This window comes from Chryseobacterium edaphi, assembly GCF_025628985.1.
GTDB classification, from domain to species: domain Bacteria; phylum Bacteroidota; class Bacteroidia; order Flavobacteriales; family Weeksellaceae; genus Chryseobacterium; species Chryseobacterium edaphi.
The window spans coordinates 1-17741 of sequence record NZ_JAOTEM010000009.1; the positions used below are offsets into that span (position 1 = coordinate 1).

At 34.8% G+C, this 17741-nt stretch carries 15 protein-coding genes; 12 read left to right on the plus strand and 3 right to left on the minus strand.

What is annotated here, in order from left to right; genetic code table 11:
* The 5 genes from NZ698_RS19275 to NZ698_RS19295 all read left to right on the plus strand — a co-directional run.
* Positions 1-664 (plus strand): phage baseplate assembly protein V (locus NZ698_RS19275; protein ID WP_263004882.1); only part of this gene is annotated, 664 nt, incomplete at its 5' end.
* Positions 665-675: 11 nt separating this feature from the next.
* On the plus strand, positions 676-2031 hold the full coding sequence (locus NZ698_RS19280) for a hypothetical protein (protein ID WP_263004884.1): 1356 nt from the start codon (positions 676-678) through the stop codon (positions 2029-2031).
* A 4-nt stretch (positions 2032-2035) separates the two neighbouring features.
* A complete protein-coding gene (locus tag NZ698_RS19285; RefSeq protein WP_263004886.1) occupies positions 2036-2452 on the plus strand; it encodes a hypothetical protein in 417 nt (138 codons plus the stop codon).
* Between the two features lie 906 nt (positions 2453-3358).
* Complete coding sequence (locus NZ698_RS19290) at positions 3359-3637, plus strand: hypothetical protein (protein WP_263004888.1); 279 nt, start codon at positions 3359-3361, stop codon at positions 3635-3637.
* Between the two features lie 364 nt (positions 3638-4001).
* Positions 4002-5468, plus strand: a complete 1467-nt coding sequence (locus tag NZ698_RS19295; RefSeq protein ID WP_263004890.1) for an OmpA family protein — start codon at positions 4002-4004, stop codon at positions 5466-5468.
* A 75-nt stretch (positions 5469-5543) separates the two neighbouring features.
* On the opposite strand, the gene xth is transcribed toward NZ698_RS19295, so the two are convergent.
* Positions 5544-6317, minus strand: coding sequence for an exodeoxyribonuclease III (gene xth, locus NZ698_RS19300; RefSeq protein ID WP_263004892.1), 774 nt, complete (start codon positions 6315-6317; stop codon positions 5544-5546).
* 264 nt (positions 6318-6581) lie between these two features.
* Here xth and NZ698_RS19305 point away from each other — a divergent pair, with 264 nt between their 5' ends.
* Positions 6582-7016: a hypothetical protein gene (locus NZ698_RS19305; protein WP_263004894.1), complete on the plus strand. Its 435-nt coding sequence runs from the start codon at positions 6582-6584 to the stop codon at positions 7014-7016.
* 21 nt (positions 7017-7037) lie between these two features.
* Here NZ698_RS19305 and NZ698_RS19310 read toward each other — a convergent pair whose 3' ends face one another.
* Both NZ698_RS19310 and NZ698_RS19315 read right to left on the minus strand, forming a co-directional pair.
* Positions 7038-7532, minus strand: coding sequence for a hypothetical protein (locus NZ698_RS19310; RefSeq protein WP_263004896.1), 495 nt, complete (start codon positions 7530-7532; stop codon positions 7038-7040).
* Positions 7533-7708: 176 nt separating this feature from the next.
* Positions 7709-9838 carry an ATP-binding protein gene (locus NZ698_RS19315; RefSeq protein WP_263004898.1) on the minus strand — a complete coding sequence of 710 codons (2130 nt, stop codon included), beginning with the start codon at positions 9836-9838 and terminating at the stop codon, positions 7709-7711.
* Positions 9839-10145: 307 nt separating this feature from the next.
* Between NZ698_RS19315 and NZ698_RS19320 the strand changes: the two genes are divergently transcribed.
* The 6 genes from NZ698_RS19320 to NZ698_RS19345 all read left to right on the plus strand — a co-directional run bounded on the left by NZ698_RS19320 (position 10146) and on the right by NZ698_RS19345 (position 17725).
* The gene (locus tag NZ698_RS19320) at positions 10146-11699 is read left to right on the plus strand and encodes a PAS domain-containing sensor histidine kinase (protein ID WP_263004900.1); all 1554 of its coding nucleotides are present in this window, start codon (positions 10146-10148) and stop codon (positions 11697-11699) included.
* Positions 11689-12087, plus strand: coding sequence for a response regulator (locus NZ698_RS19325; RefSeq protein WP_263004902.1), 399 nt, complete (start codon positions 11689-11691; stop codon positions 12085-12087). The genes NZ698_RS19320 and NZ698_RS19325 overlap by 11 nt, the downstream gene beginning before the upstream one ends.
* Positions 12088-12452: 365 nt before the next feature.
* The gene (gene tssD, locus NZ698_RS19330; protein ID WP_263004904.1) at positions 12453-12857 is read left to right on the plus strand and encodes a type VI secretion system tube protein TssD; all 405 of its coding nucleotides are present in this window, start codon (positions 12453-12455) and stop codon (positions 12855-12857) included.
* A 202-nt stretch (positions 12858-13059) separates the two neighbouring features.
* Positions 13060-15231 (plus strand): type VI secretion system Vgr family protein, encoded by a 2172-nt coding sequence (locus tag NZ698_RS19335; RefSeq protein ID WP_263004906.1) that lies wholly within the window; start codon positions 13060-13062, stop codon positions 15229-15231.
* A 6-nt stretch (positions 15232-15237) separates the two neighbouring features.
* Positions 15238-16044: a hypothetical protein gene (locus NZ698_RS19340; RefSeq protein WP_263004909.1), complete on the plus strand. Its 807-nt coding sequence runs from the start codon at positions 15238-15240 to the stop codon at positions 16042-16044.
* A 4-nt stretch (positions 16045-16048) separates the two neighbouring features.
* On the plus strand, positions 16049-17725 hold the full coding sequence (locus NZ698_RS19345) for an HNH endonuclease (RefSeq protein WP_263004911.1): 1677 nt from the start codon (positions 16049-16051) through the stop codon (positions 17723-17725).
* The last annotated feature ends 16 nt before the right edge of the window (positions 17726-17741 follow it).

Below are 17741 nucleotides of genomic sequence, written 5' to 3' on the forward strand. Positions count from 1 at the left end.
AACCAACGATACGACTCACTTTATCAGAATGATGAGTCCGGATGCAGGAGGAACCGATCAGATCACGCAAAACCGTGGTTATGTGGCGATTCCTGAAGTAGGAGATCAGGTCATGGTGAATTTCGTGCACAATCATCCCGACCGTCCGTTTGTGATGGGCGGAATGTTCCATGGCGGAATCGGACTTGGTGGCGGAATGAGCAACCGTGTGAAATCAATTCAGACGAGAAGTGGTCACAGAGTAGTTTTCACGGAAGATGAAAGCATCATCATCACCGATAAATCCGGAAACGAAATTCATCTGGACACGAAAGGAAGCAATATCAATATTACCGCACCTGAAACAATTACTATTCAATGTAAAAACTTCAATATCAATGTCACCGAAAACATGAATACGACCGTTGGAATCAACAAAAGCAACAATGTGGGCATGAACATCACGGAAACCGCAGGAGCCAACATCTGGCAAAATGCAAGTCTGAATTACAACCTGAACGCTACAAATATCATGAATATGGCCTCGGAAAACTTCACTTACGATGCCACAGATATTCATAAAAATGCTTCTGAGGGAATTGAAGTTGCTGCAGCAAAGGATTATATCCAGAACAGCGAACAGACGATTCATAATCTTTCGGGTGAGAAGGGTCATAACGCATAAAACCGGTTGATATGGGAGTTGATCAAAAAGGTAAGATACAGATTTTCGCAAAGAACATCAGAGGTAATGCCAATGGCGGAATTCTGGAGGAGAGCAGGTTTACCAGAAATGTTGCAGGTGGAAGACAGGTGCAGAATGGTAAAGGGGGTGGGGTGAATCATGATGTGAATCAGCCCAAAAAAGAAACTTTAAAAGTGATAAAAGTTGAAGGCCCGTTTGATGAAAATAATAAAAAAGTTACAATACTTGAAAAAAACAAATGGTACAGTTATAAAGCCACGAAATTCAATAGGGAACCAACTCAACAGGAACTTCTGAATTTAAGATGGGGAGTAAAATATGATGATGAAAAGATAAAAGATATTCCGGGTGTTTCAGGAAAGGGTTATAAAGAAATTGTGCATAAAGTTTTAGATAAAAATATTTCTGCTAAATTGCGAATTTATGCATTTTTTAAAACTCCTATAGATAATGTGAGTGTAACTGCTGATCTTATAAAAGAAGAAGTAATTATCATCATAGGTACAGAACAACATTCTACAAATATTGCTAATAAATTAATGTTTGGAGGTGAAGGAGTTAGAAAAGTCAGAACAAAATATGCTCATCATCCTTTTTTAAAAGTTGCGCTGTTTACTGATGGCTATTCAGAAGCTCAGATATCGGCAATTACAAATGCTGTTTTGCTCCACAATAAAAAAGCTACTGTTATCAGAGTTACTTCAATCTCAGATGTTATCAATATTATTAATTCCGGAAACCGCGATAGTACAGTTATTGACAAAACAAGAAGAGTGAAAGAGATTTATGCTTATTCTCACGGATATGTGCGGGACGGAAGTAACGAAGGAGTAATAGCTTTTGGATATGAAGGTAAAAATGCTGCTACTCAAGAACTAGATCACAAAACTTTTTCAAAAATTAATGCAGATGTATTTTTGGATAAAAATGCTACAACTTTCTATTCTTACGCTTGTCGTACAGGAATCGGTATCAGTTCCGAAACAGCAACTAGTCCGAAAAAAGACAATAGCTTAGCACAAAAAATGGCCAATAAAGGAAAAATTACAGTATATGCTTTTATGAGAAGATCATTGTATGAAGATGCATGGGGAACCCAAACACACAGAGATACTTACGCATCGGATAATGATGCTGGAGATTCTGGTTGGGAAAATTTTAAAACTGATATGAAAGATGCTTTCAAAACTGATCCAAAAGACATGTCAGACTTTAATACATACAGAAAGAAAGAAGTGAAAATTGATAAAGCAATCTGGAATCCCGATGGAGCTTACCTTGATGTAAAAGCAGGAACATGGCCTATTGGAGTTCCAGCCACATTTGATAAATATAATCCTCAATAAATTTATGAGTACTATAAAAAAGTCTTTGATTATCAGTTTAGTTTCTACTGTTATCGGAGCCATACAAATGGCTATATTTTTGCCAGATGGAGTTTCGTGTTTAGACGGAACTAGTTCATTATTGGATGGGATTTTATTTTTTATGCCAATTCAGTTGGTTACCGTTTTTATAATAGGATTAGTTAATAAAAAAGTGACGGATTATTTTATTCTCGCATTTTTACTGATTTTCTGGTTTTTTATTAATAAATATGAATTTACTAGCAGACATGCGTGTTGGTCAACTTTTTCAGATATCGAAATATTAAAAACAGTACTGTTAAAATCATTATTGACTTGTACAATTTGTCTTTTTCCGATTTATTTTTTAATGACGAAATTGGGACTTGGCAAAGTAGAAAAGAACTTAAATAAAGACTAATCATAAAAAGAGAATTACAAAAAAGTCATTCAGGAATTTGATCCAAAAGAAATTTTATGGGAATAATAACTAAAAAAACTAAAATAGTATAAGGCGTGATTCTGTCTTTAGAGATTATATTTCTCGTCAGAGCTTACCTTATTTATTCTTTTTATTCAAATGACGAGAGTTATGGTGATGGAGTTTCTGATCCGTTAAAATATGATCACGAATTTTATTCGGCTATATTTATTTCTTTAGCCATAATGTCTGTATTGATGTTGGCTTGCATTTTATTACTGAAAAGAAATAAAAAGACAGTGAAAAAATCAATGTAAATTGAATACAATAAAAAAATCGCTAATCTTAAGTTTAGTTTCTGCTGTTATTGGAGGAGTACAAATGTCTATATTTTTGCCAGACGGAGTTTCGTGTTCGGATGGAACCAGTTCATTACTTGACGGTATTTTGCTTTTCATACCAATTCAATTGGTAATTGTTTTTCTATTGGGATTGATTAATAAAAAAGTAACAACTTATTTTATTCCGGTTTTTTTGATAATGTTCTGGCTCTTTATCAATAGACATGAATTTATAAACAGACATGCATGTTGGTCTACATTTACAGATACTGAAATTTTAAAAGTTATTCTGTTGAAATCATTACTTACTTGTACGATATGTATCTTGCCAATTTTTTTTTTAATGAGGAAATTGAAAATTAGTACAGTATAAATGTTATGACTGTACTAATTATTTTCAAATAGATATTTTTCAGTTATTTAGCATCAAGCTCGACAATGTAGGCTTTTGGAGAATATTTTGTTAAAGAACCTGTGGCATTAGAATGAAAAAAATTTAAAATCATATCTTTGCATACTGATCAATACTCAAAACGTGTATTCGATCTTAACCAAATTATAATTTATGAAAGCTAAACTCGAAACAACTGTTGAAGGTTTGATTATAATCTATCCGTCAATCATACAATCGATGCGTCGTACCAACTCTGCAGAAGGAGCCAAGACTTTGGGAGCGCCAATCATTGTGGATTCGGCACATATCTGTTTTTTAGCTTTTAATAATGATGGCTATATTACCTTTTTTCTCAGTAATGGTTTTGAAATTTCGCTTAAAATCAATCATGACGAAGCTAAAACCGCTTACAATTATGCTAAAATGAAAGTTTTGCACGTGATAGAATAATATATCTTATTTAAATTCGTTCCAGATTGATCTTTTTTTAATAATTTTTTTTAGTTTTTAAAAATTAAAATTAATGATTTTAATGTTGACTAAAGTTTCTTATTTTGAGATGGTTATAAATTTTATTTTCCTTATTTTTCATACCCTTTTTTCTTCATTTTTAATGTTTTTTCTTTAAACATTTTCTTATAAATCTTTATTTCATGTTTTTTTTGGTACAGTAATTGTCTACCACTATGCACGTACGAAAAATTTCTCTGCAGCAGGCATTCATAGAACACATCGGTTCTTAGAAAAATAATTTAGTAAATCATAGAGTATTGATTTACTCTTTAAATCGAATAATAATCTTTAAAAATTTAATATGAAATTAAGTTTAGCAATTTTTTCATTAGCATTATCATTGCCCGCAACGGTATTTGCTCAAGACAGTTTACAAGTAGTATCAAGCGGTGAGTATCCAAATACTTTCAGTTCAGGATCTGCGAATGTGAGCAAATTTACTCAATCTTCAAAGAGATTCAATGATTGGGCAATATCATTTGGTGGTGGTGTTCCTTTGTTGCAATCTGCGGATTTAACATCAATCAAAAACGGAGGTGGTAAAAATCTTATTGGCTACTCAGCTTATGTAAGTATTGATAAAGCGATCACTCATGCTTTTGGATTAAATCTTCAGTACGACCGTGGAGAAACAAGACAGGGATGGTTCAATACTAAAGATGCTGCACCTGCAAATGCTTCAATAAACGGGCAACAGGGAGCTAGAACTCAATATGATGCCATTTCAATCTTAGGAGATATTAATTTTTCTAATTTGTTGAGACGTGTTGACAACAAATCTCCTTACAGATGGGCGTTGCATGGTTATGCTGGTATTGGTACAATCGCATACAGAGCTTATTTGAAAGATGAGACAGGACAAAGATTAATGCAAGAAGTTAAACCGTTCAAAACGGTAGATTTTTTCGGACAAGCTGGAGCAGGTTTAAAATATAAAATCAACAATAGACTTGATTTGGAAGGTAGAGTAATGTATGTAGTTACTACTGATGATGAATTTGACGGTGGTGGAGCTGCAAATAGTGCAATCAATCAAAGATCAGAATCAGTTTCAGACAACTTCTTCAATGCAACTCTTGGTCTTTCAGTTAAATTAGGTAAGCATGATTCTCACTTGATGTGGCATGATCCTTTACAGGAAATTTATTATAAAATGGATGTCTTGGCTGAAAAGAATATGGATGTTCAGGTTTGTAAAAATGGTGATGCCGATAATGACGGTGTTTGTGACGACTGGGACAGACAGCTTGATACTCCTGCAGGTGCAAGAGTTGACGGATCTGGTGTAGCTTTGGATGTTGATATGGATGGAGTTATCGATCTTTACGATAAATGTGTAACGGTTCCCGGACCTGTAGAAAACAATGGATGTCCTACAACTCCAGTGAATACAGGAAATTCTGGAACGGTAACTGAAGCAGAAACAAAATTAGACGGAATTGAATTTGATTTAAATTCAGACAGAATCTTACCTTCTAATACACCTGTATTGAACAATGCTGTAAATTATATCAACTCTTCAAACGGTACTTACACAGTAGTTGGAGCTACAGATACAAGAGGTTCTGAAGAATTGAATCAGAAATTATCTGACAGAAGAGCAAACAGTGTGAAAAACTATTTGATCAAAAATGGAGTAGAATCTACAAAGCTTGATGCAGTTGGTAAAGGTAAAAGAGACCTTAAATATCCAGAATGTGATCCGGCTACAAAATGTCCTGAATGGAAAAACAGAGCAAACAGAAGAGTTTACTTCGAAGCTAAATAATTATTACAAAATAATTACAATCAAAAAAAGTCATACTTATGTATGACTTTTTTGTTTTATATAAATTAAGTTCTATCATTTTTTCAGTTCAATCCAGGTTGGTGCGTGATCGCTGCTTTTCTCCCATCCACGAACTTGTTTATCAACGCCTGCATGGGTAAGATTATCAGCTAGAAATGGACTTAACAAAATATGATCAAGTCGCATTCCTGCATTTCGATCATAAGATTTATAAAGATAATCCCAAAATGTATAAATCGTTTCATCAGGATAAATTTTTCGAAGTGAATCAGTCCAGCCTTTCTTTTGTAAATCTTTGTACGCTTTTCTCACCTCAGTTCTGAAAAGCGCATCATTTTCCCATTTTTCAGGTTTATAAACGTCAATGTCATTTGGAATAATATTAAAATCACCGATCAAGATTGCAGGTAGTTCCATTTTTATTAATTGATTGGTTCTTCTTTTAAAACGTTTGATCCACGAAAGTTTATAATCAAATTTTTCTCCCGGATAAGGATTTCCGTTAGGAAGATAAAGACAGCAAATAACCATTTGATCAATGATTGCTTCAATGTATCGGCTTTGAAAATCGTCAGAATCTCCGGGAAGTGTATTCTGAACTTCCGTAATCTCAAAACCTTTTGCCAAAATTGCAACACCATTCCAACTTTTTTGGCCTTTCCAGATTGCATTGTAACCAGCCTTTTTAATTTCTTCAATAGGAAATTTCTCCTGTGGACATTTTAATTCCTGAAGGCATACAATATCGGGTTTTGCCTCTTTAAGCCATCGTAGCAGAACAGGTAACCGACCATTTACACCATTTACATTATAGGTTGCAATTTTCATTTGGAAAAGTTTAATTATTTATAGTACCGACAAAGATTATTCCATGATTTGCTGATTTTTTTTAGTTTAAAAATAGTACACAATTCTTTATCTCAATATTTATAAATAGTAATTTATTTTATCTAAAAATTTAAATGTTACATTTTTTTTTCGCTATTCAAAAATTGTTGAATGAGAAAAGTTTTTTATAACGGTTTTCTCCTTTCAAAAGCCTTTTGTGGCACACATTCTGATATATAGAGGTACAATCCAAAATCAAAAATTATGAAGTCGATTTCTATCAGAGTAGCTTTTTGCACAAGTTGTAACGGATATTGTTCTGCAACTCCGGTTGATAAAAATGATCACAATCATCCCGAAATTATAGATCAGTTTTTTTATCATGGCGAACCGTGGTTTACTTTTGATCAGAAAAAATTTGAGGCAAAAACGCAATTTGAAGGAATTGATGTGAGAACATTGGATTTGGCGATTCACAGAATAAAAGATCGAAAGTATTGTCATTGCATCAAAGCAAAAAAAGTGGCGAAAACCACTCATGTTTCCACTTCTGTAAAGGCAGAACAGGCATATTTTACTTCAGACTATAATGAAGTCGAAACTGATCTTTATTTCCAGGATCTTTACCACACTTACCAAAATTTTCACGGATTAAGTTCAGTAACAAAACATTCGGGAACTTCTTTGAGACAATCTTAAATTTGAAAATTTTACAAAAAATTACTTACTGATTCCTATTAATTTTAGTGAAGCTGTACTCAGATATATGACATCATAATGAGTAAGAGATTCAACATCAGCAGGAATTTGCGTGTTTAAATTATCTTTTTTGAATGACAGTTCGATAGAATCATCATAAGATGCGACGATTCTTACAACAGAATATCCATTGTAAGCAATTTTGAAACCTTCAAACAAAAGTTCCTTTTTAGCTTTTTCGTAGAGCTTAAATTTTTCTACCTGTTCTACAGTGAAATTGTCTTTTCTGATCTTACTTTTTGCTTCTTTCCAAATGATGTAATCTTCAGGTTCTTTCATAAGTTCACCATTAGAATCGGTGGGAACAAACATCCTTAATGATAAAGGTTGCTTTAGAAAACTGGCGTAGTTTTTCATCAATTGTAAGCTTTGCAAATCGGCGTATCCTTCGTGTGAATAGTAGTCGATTACAAAACTCGTCATCGGTATCAGTCTGTGGAAATCATAATTCTGCATATTGATATCGCTCTATCTTTTTTAAAAAATAATTTTCGCAAATATACATTTTACAATGATGAAATAATTTTAAAATTTCACAAAATATATTGTAATAGCTGATAAATTTATTTATTTAAAAAATATTAAATCAGATTGAAATTTTTAGATCAGTTTAAATTTATATAAAATTCAGTTTAGTTTAATGGAATGGTAAACCAAAAGCTGCTGCCTTCACCAACCGCACTCTGAACACCAATTTCGCCTCCATGACGTTTTATAATCTCAGAAGAAATATACAATCCTAATCCTAAACCGGAATATTTTTTGCCGTTGTGATTGGCTCTGAAATATCTATCAAAAAGAAAAGGCTGAATATTGTGATCAATTCCTTCGCCAAAATCTTTTACACTCACTTTTACACGGTCTTCCATTTTTTCGATGATCAAATGAATTTCTTCAGATAAAGGAGCATATTTTACTGCATTGTTCACAAAATTGACAACAACCTGATCAATGCGCTGCAAATCTGCAAAGATGGTCGCTTCGAGATCACCCTTCAGCACAAGTCGATGCTTTCCGGCAATTCTTATATCGTCACAACACGCATTGAGCATTTCTGAAACTGTGAAAACTTCTTTTGTGAGCTCAAGATTTCCTCCGCTCAAACGGTTTAGATTTAATAATTCATCCACAAGCGTACTCAGTTTATCGAGACTTTTTGCTGACTGATCGATCAGTTTGGGAATCATCTCATGAGTGGGTTTATCTTTTAATCTGTTAAGAAGCTGTATACTTGCTTTAAGACTTGTAATCGGAGTTTTCAGTTCGTGACTTGCAATCGAAAGAAAATCATCCTTCTGCGTTTCGTAGTTTTTTCTTTTGGTAATGTCTACCGTTACACCAATGATATGAGTGGCATTTCCGTTTTCGTCATAATTAGGAAGTCCGGCTGCGTTGATCCAGTGTAGTGATTCATCGGGCCATTTAACGAGATATTCTGCGTGTAATGCGGTTCCGTTTTCGATTGACTGATTTATTTTTTCTTTTAAAGCATCTCTGTATTCCGGAACGATAATTTTCATTAAATCATCAAAATCAAATTTAGAATCGTGTTCCAAACCATAATTTGCTTTGCATTGTTCAGAAGAATTTATTTTTCCTGTTGATAAATTTAAATTATAAGAACCTAATTGACCTGCATGCAAAGCGATCTCCATCTGCCGATTTAGAATTTCGAGCTCCTGTTTTTTAATGATTCTGTCTGTAACTTCATTTGCAATTACAATGATTGCAATTGTGTTACCCTCATCGTTTTTTAATGGTTCATAGATGAAATCAAAGTAGCTGTCTTTAATATCTCCTTCAAGATCAAGTTTTACGTGAGCGGTGTCACCGATGTAAGTAATTCCGGTTTTAAAAACATTTTGAAGAATCGGTATGTAAGGTTGTCCTTTCAGTTCAGGTAAAGCTTCTTCTATAGGTTTTCCAAGAACTGTTTTGTCTTTTCCCCAAACTTTAAGGATCATGTCATTTGCAACTTCAATGGTAAGATTTTCTCCAGTAAGAATTCCAAATGCAATCGGCGCTTTACTGATAAAAGATTTTAAACGCAGTTCGCTGGTTTGTAAATTTTTATTAAGAGTTACCGTTAAATCATAAGATTTGCTCACATTTTCATTTGCTGTATGAAGTTCCTCGTTGGTTGCTTCCATTTCTTCGTTGATGGCAGCAAGTTCTTCGATGGCAGCTTTAAGATCCAGTTCGGTATTGGTTAAAAGGAGATTAGCTTTCTGTAATTCATCAATTGTGTCAAGTGATGATCTTCGAAGCTCTATCTGTTCCATCGCAGTGGCAGCAAGACCTTCGAGAATTTTTCTGTCGGATGGGCTAAATTCTCTTGCCTTTTTATCAATAATACATAATGTTCCTATTAAAAAACCGTCATGTGTAATCAGGGGTGCACCTGCATAAAATCTCAGACCAAAATCACCCATTACATTTGGGTTTGACATCAGACATGGCTCTTTTAATGCATCTTCGAAAACAGTAACTTCATGATCAAGAATAGCCAGAGCACAAAGACTTTTGCCGCGATTGGCCTCTTTTGCAGTTCCCATACCAATATTGGCTTTGAAGAATACAGATTCTGCATCTACAAGAGAAAGAAGCGAAATTGGTACATTGAAAATCTGAGTAGCAAGTCTCGCTATTCCGTCAAAACTGTCTTCTGAAGGAGTATTCGTGATTTTGTACCGCTTCAAAACCTCTAGTCTTTCTTTGTCATTTTCGGGCACGATGTTTATGCCAAAGGTATTCTCAATCATATTGACAGGTCTTAAACAGTTTTGTGTAAAGGTAGTAGATTGCTGATTATGAAGCAAAGAAACATGACTAAACCGTCAAAATTTAACTTTCGACGCTATTTTTAATAATTTTAGATAGAATTAATCTTTGTAACATTAGTATTTAAAAGAAAAATGATATTCTTTAAATATTTTGTTAAAAATTGTGATTCTTATCTTACTCTGGGCATAATATTTGGTTAGTAACAAATATCTGTGATAAAAATAATTGATTTTTTTTAAATTTTCTTTTATTATTGCAGAATTGTGTTAATTAAACCGCTTAGAATTGGAAACATCACATGAGGCCTTCAATGGTTCAGGAGGCAACTTAGAACATCATCTTGATATTTATCTTAAGGCGCTCAATTCCGCAAATTCAGGGATTATCATTACTGACAATACGCAGCCGGATAATCCTATTATCTATTGTAACAAAGCGTTTGAGACGATTACAGGATATAGTCATAACGAAATCATTGGTCACAATTGCCGTTTTCTGCAATCTCAGGACAGAGCACAGCCGGAAAGAAATATTCTTAAAGAATGTATCGAAGAAGGTAAAGAATGCAGAGTCGAGATAAGAAATTACAAAAAGAATGGTAAACTCTTCTGGAATGAACTTTATGTTTCTCCTGTACAAAACGATGCAGGGGAAGTAACTCATTTTATCGGAGTACAAAACGATATCACAGATCGAAAAAGAGCGGAATATGAATTGAGAGAAGAAAAGGCATCTGTAGAAAAAAAGATTCAGACCCGTACTCAGGAACTTATCGATAATCAGGCTTTTCTTTCGAGCATTATTCACACAGTAAGGGAAAGTCTTTTGGTGTTGGATGCTAAATTTGTAGTGATCAGCGCAAATACACATTTTTTAAACACATTTAAAGTTTCGGCAGAAGATACTGTCGGTACTTTGTTATTTGAATTAGGTAATCATCAGTGGGATATTGAAGCATTAAAAGATCTTCTTATCAAAATTCTTCCGACCAATAATCCTGTGATAGACTTTGAAGTGGAACATGATTTTCCGCATATCGGAAAAAAAATAATGTTGCTTAACGCCTATAGAGTAGAATTTGAAGGTCAATATAAAGACAGAATTTTAATTGCTATTGAAGATATTACAGATAAAACAGAGATCGACCGTCGCAAAGATGATTTTCTCTCAATTGCAAGTCATGAGCTGAAAACTCCTTTGACAACTATCAAAGGTTTGGTGCAGCTTCTTCAGAGAATGCCACCGGAAGGTGCTTCAGAAAAATATTTATCAACTTTAGACAAAGTCGGAAATTATGTAGACAGACTGAACAATCTGATTACTGAACTTTTAGACACCTCAAAAATACAATCCGGTAATATAGAATTGCATAATGAGCCTTTTATTATCGACAAAACAATAAAAGATACGGTTGAAAGCCTTTCTTTGGCAACGCATGATTATAAAGTTGAACTGTCGGGAATTACTAATGCTTCAATTTTAGGAGACGAATTGCAGATTTCACAGGTACTCAATAATTTGATATCAAATGCTATCAAATATTCTCCGGGAGAAGAGAAAGTGGATGTTCATGTGAGCAGAGTAGGAGATTTTGTGAAAATTTCAGTTACAGATTACGGAATGGGCATAAGTCCGCATGATAAAACGAAGATCTTTGACAGATTCTTCAGAGCGAGAGATATACAAAAGAAATTCCCTGGTTTGGGGATAGGTCTTTATATTTCTCATGAGATAATCGCCAATCACAAAGGTTCACTTTGGGTTGAGAGCGAGATAGGCAAAGGATCAACCTTTAGCTTTACACTACCAATAATGAAAGTCGATGACAATGGAAAATAAAAAAATAATGGTCTGTGATGATGATCAGGGAATTCTTGATGTTTTGCAGATGCTACTGGAATCTGAAGGCTTCGACGTAATCACCGAGATCAACAGTACAAACCTTATTAAAGAAATGAAGATCAATTTGCCCGATCTTTTACTTCTTGATCTTTGGATGCCGGTTTTGTCCGGTGATCAGGTTCTTAAAACATTAAGGACAACCCAGGAATTTGAACATCTTCCTGTAATTGTTTTATCTGCAAGTGTAGACGGAAGCAGTATCGCAAACGGAGCGGGAGCAACAGATTTTGTTCCGAAACCCTTTGATATGGATGACTTGATTATTAAAATAAGAGGATTGTTAACTAATTCGGATATTGATCAGGTTTTTGAAGCAACGAGTTAAATGAATATATTTTAAAAATATTATATTATAATTAAATTTACTAAATTTTTGAGTGACTTATTTATTTAAAAATTAATAAAATAACTCTCAAATCGCTATAAATTTCACCCAAAATCTTAGATTTCTGGGTGAAAAAATGTTTTTAAATTATTAAATCTAAATTTATTAGACAGCATTCTTTTATGATTTTCAACATTAAAATCTCAAAATAAAATAAATCGTAGAATTACTACATCAAATCGTAGAACTACTACAAAATATAAAATAATCAGATTTATCTTTAGTTGCTACCGAATCACTGTTTATCTTTGAAGTATACAAATCAATCACTTACAAAAATATTAACAGATTAAAATTTACACATCATGGCAGCAAATTCAAGAGGAATCTTAAAATTCAACGGGAGCGAAGGACAAAAATTATTAAAGCTGAATTACAGCGTATCAAGATCTACAGACGTTTCAGGACGTGTTGCTTCAGATCCTTCCAACGCATTGATTAAACTTACCATTGAGGCAACAGAAAAATCTGAAATCCTTGAATCTCTATTAAATGGTAAGTACAAACCGACTTCTGGTGAGATCACCTTTAATAAATCTCACGAAGAAGGAACTTTGATCACATTAAATTGGGAAAACGGTTATGTTATTCAGCACGAGGTAGACTTTGATGCGGTAGACGAAAATTCTATGTTGATCAGCTTTGTTGTAAGCGCCGAAAAAATCAATTACGGAAATTCTGCTTACGAAGGTATTTGGCCAACTGTATAAAAAATCAGATTACTTTTAGTAAAATCAAGTTTTACAGAATAGCATACTTTAAAAAAAGTAAGCTATTCTGTCTTTGAGTATGATTTAGTGTTATTCAAATTCTTTTGTTTAAAACTGATCAGGATTTTGGTGAATTATTTTTTGCTAAAAATCATTATCTCTTTGAGAGTAAAACACAAATGTATAATCAAAAAAGTAAGCTATGTTTCAGGATAATAAATCATCAAAACCGGAAATTCCAAAAGCTGTTGAAACTACTGAAGGCTTTCAGGATATGGAAGAATCTGCAATACCCAGTGCAAATAGTAAGAAAGCTGGTGATAAACCTTCTAAGATACAATCATTTGCAGGTTCGGCTCAGAATGTTTCAGGAATGTTTATGAATCAGGATTTACAATCAAATGATGCTATAACTGCGGAAGGAAAGGTATGGGCAAAACAACCAACATCTAAGATTCATAACGCGAAGGCAATTCCTTCAAGTCAGATTTTGGGGATCAACAGAGTCGTAAAGCTTGAGATTGTTATAGAAGGCAAAGTAATTCAGCACTTTAAAAATTTTGAGTTGCATCAAAGTGCCATTAAACATCATCAGTTCAGTCTCACTTTGGCTTATGACAGTTTAGGGAATGCGGAAAATCACAATTTAGAAGAAGCGCAGAACTTTTTAGGCAAAAGGCTTACCGTAATTTTTAAATATAAAGATGTCATTGATGGACCTGAAAGAAATTTTGTGGGTGTAATTACGGAAGTTGGTTTCAGTCAGGAAAAAGGAAGTTTAGGAAATATTGTCCTTACAGGCTTTAGTCCGACAGTACTTTTGGATGCTGCTCCGCATATTCAGAGTTTTGGCGGCGCACAGGAAATCAGCTTAAACAGTATTGCCGATCAGGTAATCAAAGAGGGTTTGGGCGGAAATAAATTTGATTTCAGAGTCGATGCAAAGCACGGAAATGTTTCTTACAGTTCGCAGTATGAAGAAACTCATTATAATTATTTAGCAAGAATTGCGGAAGCTTATGGAGAGCAGTTTTTCTATGATGGTGAAGTTCTTCATTTCGGGAAGCTTCCTCCTTCAGAACAACCTGTAAAATTGACCTATGGAAGCAGCGTGAATGATGTTAAAATTAAAATGAAAGCTCAGCACGTCAATCCGACATTTTACGGGTACAATAGCAGTAAAAATGAAAAACTGACTACAGGAAGTTCAAAAATTACACATAGTTCAGATATTGCCAAAAGAGCTTATGAAATTTCAGAAAAAACATTTACAACTCCTTCATTAAGGGTTGCTCCGATTAAAGCATCATCATTCATGGATGTTGATGCATCTCAAAAAGGTACAGCAGGAAGCAAAGCATCTGAAGTTTTCATTACTTCAGGTACAACCACAGTTCCGTTTCTTTATCCTGGTTGCGCGGCAGATATCGAAATGAGACAGACCGAAACTAATCTTACTTCTTATTTCACTAAATTAATGATTACAGAAGTGAGTCATGTTGTGGATGCGCGAGGTTATTATACAGGAAATTTTGAAGCCATTGCAGCTGATTGCGGATATATTCCGCGTCCTGAGTTTGAAAATCCAAAAGCAGACGCGCAATTTGCAAAAGTAATTTCAAATACAGATCCTTTGAATCAAGGTCGGGTGCAGGTGCAATTTGACTGGCAAAGCGGTCAAGACACTTCTGAATTCATCAGAGTGATGACTCCTGATGCAGGAGGAAGCGATAAAGTAAGTAAAAATCGTGGTTTTATGGCGATTCCTGAAGTTGGAGATCAGGTGGTTGTTAATTTTGCACATCAACATCCGGATCGTCCTTTTGTAATGGGTGGAATGTTCCACGGACAAGTCGGAGGTGGTGGCGGAACCGGAAATAATATCAAAAGCTTAAGCAGCCGAAGCGGAAATAAATTGGAGTTGGATGATGGTGCAGGTTCGGTATTTTTAACGGATCAAGGCGGTGCCAATATGAAATTTGACGGAGCCGGAAATGCAACTACCAATACCAATAATGATAAGACGGTGACGGTAGGAAATAATAACGCTGTCAATGTAGCCAATGATAATACCATCAAAGCGGGCAATACCAATATGATCAATGTAGGTGAAGCTTCTATTCTTCAAATGGATAAATCCGGAAAAGTTTCTCTTACGGCAACAACGGAATTTAAAATTGTTGTCGGAGCAAGTACGATTGTCATTGATAAAGACGGTAAAATCACAATCAACGGAAAGGAAATTAAAGTCGATGCTACACAATCGATTAATTTTTCAGCTACCAATGAAACTACAGTCGGAGGTAAAAATGTAAAAGTGAACGGTAGCTCTGAAGTTCAGATCAACGGAAGCAAAGTCAATATAAATAAGTAAATTCTGATGGAAATAGGAAAAGAATATCTATATAATACCGATATAACCGGCAGAACAAAAGTGCACAGTTTAGACAGTAATTATAAAATAAATATTAAAACATCGGTTATTTATAAAGGAAAAGATCCGGACGAAGATTTCCACATTTTTGAAATTACAGAACACGAATACAATCTGGAAATGTACGAAGATCCTTTAATTGTACAGATTACCGAAATGACAAATAAAGTGTGTAGCATTTATAGTACACTTGAAGTCGGTGTTAATAGAAAAGGTGAAATTGCTAAAATTTACAATAAGGATGCAATCCGGGATAAATGGAAGGAAGTAAAAGACTGGTTGACCAATTCTCATCCCATCGAAGCTTATGAAATCATCAGAGCTAAAGAATATGAGCTTACCAATGAAGAAATGGAAATCAAAAGTATCAGATATATTCATTTTCTGTATCAGTTTTTCTATATTTTCGGGAAAGAGCCTTTGGCGGAAGGAAGCAAAAGCTACTTGAAACGAGAAGACATGGATAGATTTGGTTCAGGTGTTGTGGTTCCGGTAAATATTTCAGTGACCGAAAAACTGACAGAACAACAATTAAGCGAATGGAATGTGGAAGGAATGATGATCAGAGATGATAAAATGATTCGAAGGATACGGGAGTTTGCAAAAGATAATTACATGCATCCCGATTACAAAGTAAAAGGAAAATACTTATATGATGACAGAATCTTGCTAAAGTCTGACTTTACAATCACAGAGCAGCTTGGCGAATTTTTCTATTATCATTGTTATATGGATACTCACTTAGAATTCTAACAGTATGGCAGATGAACAATATCTTACCGAAAAGCACTATGTAGTTTGTGATAAAGGGGTAGCTCCGAAAAAGATGAAAGTTACAAGTCAGAATTTTGTAACCTTCAGCGGTGATAAAGCTGCAACGGAACTTGATACTCTTAAAGGCAATAACTTTATCTGCCTTGGAAAAACTGCGTTCATTGCAGGTGCTGTAGCAGGAATTGCCGTGGGAATTTGTGCAATGATTCCAGGACCGGGATGGCTTGTTGCTGCAATTATTGCAGCAGCTATTTTAGCAGCTGTTGCGATAGGAGCATTGAAATGCAAAGCAGCTGCTGCAAGTAGAAAATGGGAGAAGAAAGCAGAAAAATTTGAAATAGAAGGCAATAAAGCGCTTACCCTATCTTCAGTTATGATCTGCAACGCTGAAGGAGGAGTAATAACGCCAAAAGAAACTGCATGGGAAGCTTGGGGAAGTGCTGCTCTGACGAATCTTGGTCACGTTGCCAATTTTGCCTTCGGATTTCTTGCAGGTCGTGGCGCAGTAGGAATGGTGGGAGGTGCAGCTGGAGCTACCACAGCAGCAGGCGCAACCGGAATACGACAAACAGCGGCAACTTTTGGTCGTGAATTTGGTAAACAGTTTGTGAATACGGCACGAAAAGAATTAATTGAACAGTTTACTTTTAAAGGTTTTAAAAATGCCTCACTCTTCTGTAAAACCATGCGTGGACTGGGAATTGGAGGAGCATACTATGAGCAGTACAGCATTTGGAGCAGCGATAAAAGTGCCATTGAAAAATTACAGGAGAGTGGAGTAAGTCTCATTTTAGGCATTTTTGCAGCAAAAGGTGCAACATTGGTTTGCTTTCCTGCAGGAACAAAAGTTCATACCCAAAATGGATTAGCCAATATTGAAGATTTACACGAAGGAGATTTTGTTTTAACCTTTAATGAAGAAACCAAACAACAGGAATACAAACCTATTCTTATAAGGCACGAGAGATTTACCCAGCAAATGCTTTCCATGGAATTACCAACCGGAGAATTTGTAAGGGTAACTCCTGAGCACAGATTTTTTTGTAATGATGAATGGATAGAAGCGGGAAACCTGATAGCAGGAGATTTATTACATTTAAAAGGTGGCGATTACACTACAATTATCAGCATTGAAACCTTGCCTCATTACGAAAAAGTTTATAATTTTGATATTGAAGGCAATGAAAATTATTATGTTACTGAGGATGGGATTTTGGTGCATAATGGGTGTCTTTTCAATAATGATGGAAGTTTAAAAACTATTAATCAGTCATTGGATGGAAGTGTGCATCCAGTTACAGGTGTTCCATTTAAAACCTCTGAAGTGATTGTAGATGGTCAAAAAGTCAATGGTGTATTTCCGGTTTTTGATTCTAAATTTACCACAACACTTCCAGATAATCTTTTGGTTGCAAGTGATCCAAGCCAGTTTACACATTGTACCAAAAAATTAGCGGATGAAATTGCTAAGAATCCTGCTATGGCCAGTAAATTTACAGATCAGCAATTGGCTGATATCATGAATCATAAACCTCGCCCTGATGGTCTTACTTGGCATCATAATGAGAAAACTGGAGTCATGGAATTAGTTGATAGAAAAATCCACGGAGATACAGGACATACAGGAGGAAATAGTATATGGGGTGAAGGAAAAAGATAAAAACAAAAGAAAATTT

Excerpts from the sequence above, each read along its gene's own strand:
- NZ698_RS19280 (WP_263004884.1), top strand. The coding sequence starts at position 676 with ATGGGAGTTGATCAAAAAGGTAAGATACAGATTTTCGCAAAGAACATC.
- NZ698_RS19285 (WP_263004886.1), top strand. The coding sequence starts at position 2,036 with ATGAGTACTATAAAAAAGTCTTTGATTATCAGTTTAGTTTCTACTGTT.
- NZ698_RS19290 (WP_263004888.1), top strand. The coding sequence starts at position 3,359 with ATGAAAGCTAAACTCGAAACAACTGTTGAAGGTTTGATTATAATCTAT.
- NZ698_RS19295 (WP_263004890.1), top strand. The coding sequence starts at position 4,002 with ATGAAATTAAGTTTAGCAATTTTTTCATTAGCATTATCATTGCCCGCA.
- xth (WP_263004892.1), bottom strand. The coding sequence starts at position 6,317 with ATGAAAATTGCAACCTATAATGTAAATGGTGTAAATGGTCGGTTACCT.
- NZ698_RS19305 (WP_263004894.1), top strand. The coding sequence starts at position 6,582 with ATGAAGTCGATTTCTATCAGAGTAGCTTTTTGCACAAGTTGTAACGGA.
- NZ698_RS19310 (WP_263004896.1), bottom strand. The coding sequence starts at position 7,532 with ATGCAGAATTATGATTTCCACAGACTGATACCGATGACGAGTTTTGTA.
- NZ698_RS19315 (WP_263004898.1), bottom strand. The coding sequence starts at position 9,838 with ATGATTGAGAATACCTTTGGCATAAACATCGTGCCCGAAAATGACAAA.
- NZ698_RS19325 (WP_263004902.1), top strand. The coding sequence starts at position 11,689 with ATGGAAAATAAAAAAATAATGGTCTGTGATGATGATCAGGGAATTCTT.
- tssD (WP_263004904.1), top strand. The coding sequence starts at position 12,453 with ATGGCAGCAAATTCAAGAGGAATCTTAAAATTCAACGGGAGCGAAGGA.
- NZ698_RS19335 (WP_263004906.1), top strand. The coding sequence starts at position 13,060 with ATGTTTCAGGATAATAAATCATCAAAACCGGAAATTCCAAAAGCTGTT.
- NZ698_RS19340 (WP_263004909.1), top strand. The coding sequence starts at position 15,238 with ATGGAAATAGGAAAAGAATATCTATATAATACCGATATAACCGGCAGA.
- NZ698_RS19345 (WP_263004911.1), top strand. The coding sequence starts at position 16,049 with ATGGCAGATGAACAATATCTTACCGAAAAGCACTATGTAGTTTGTGAT.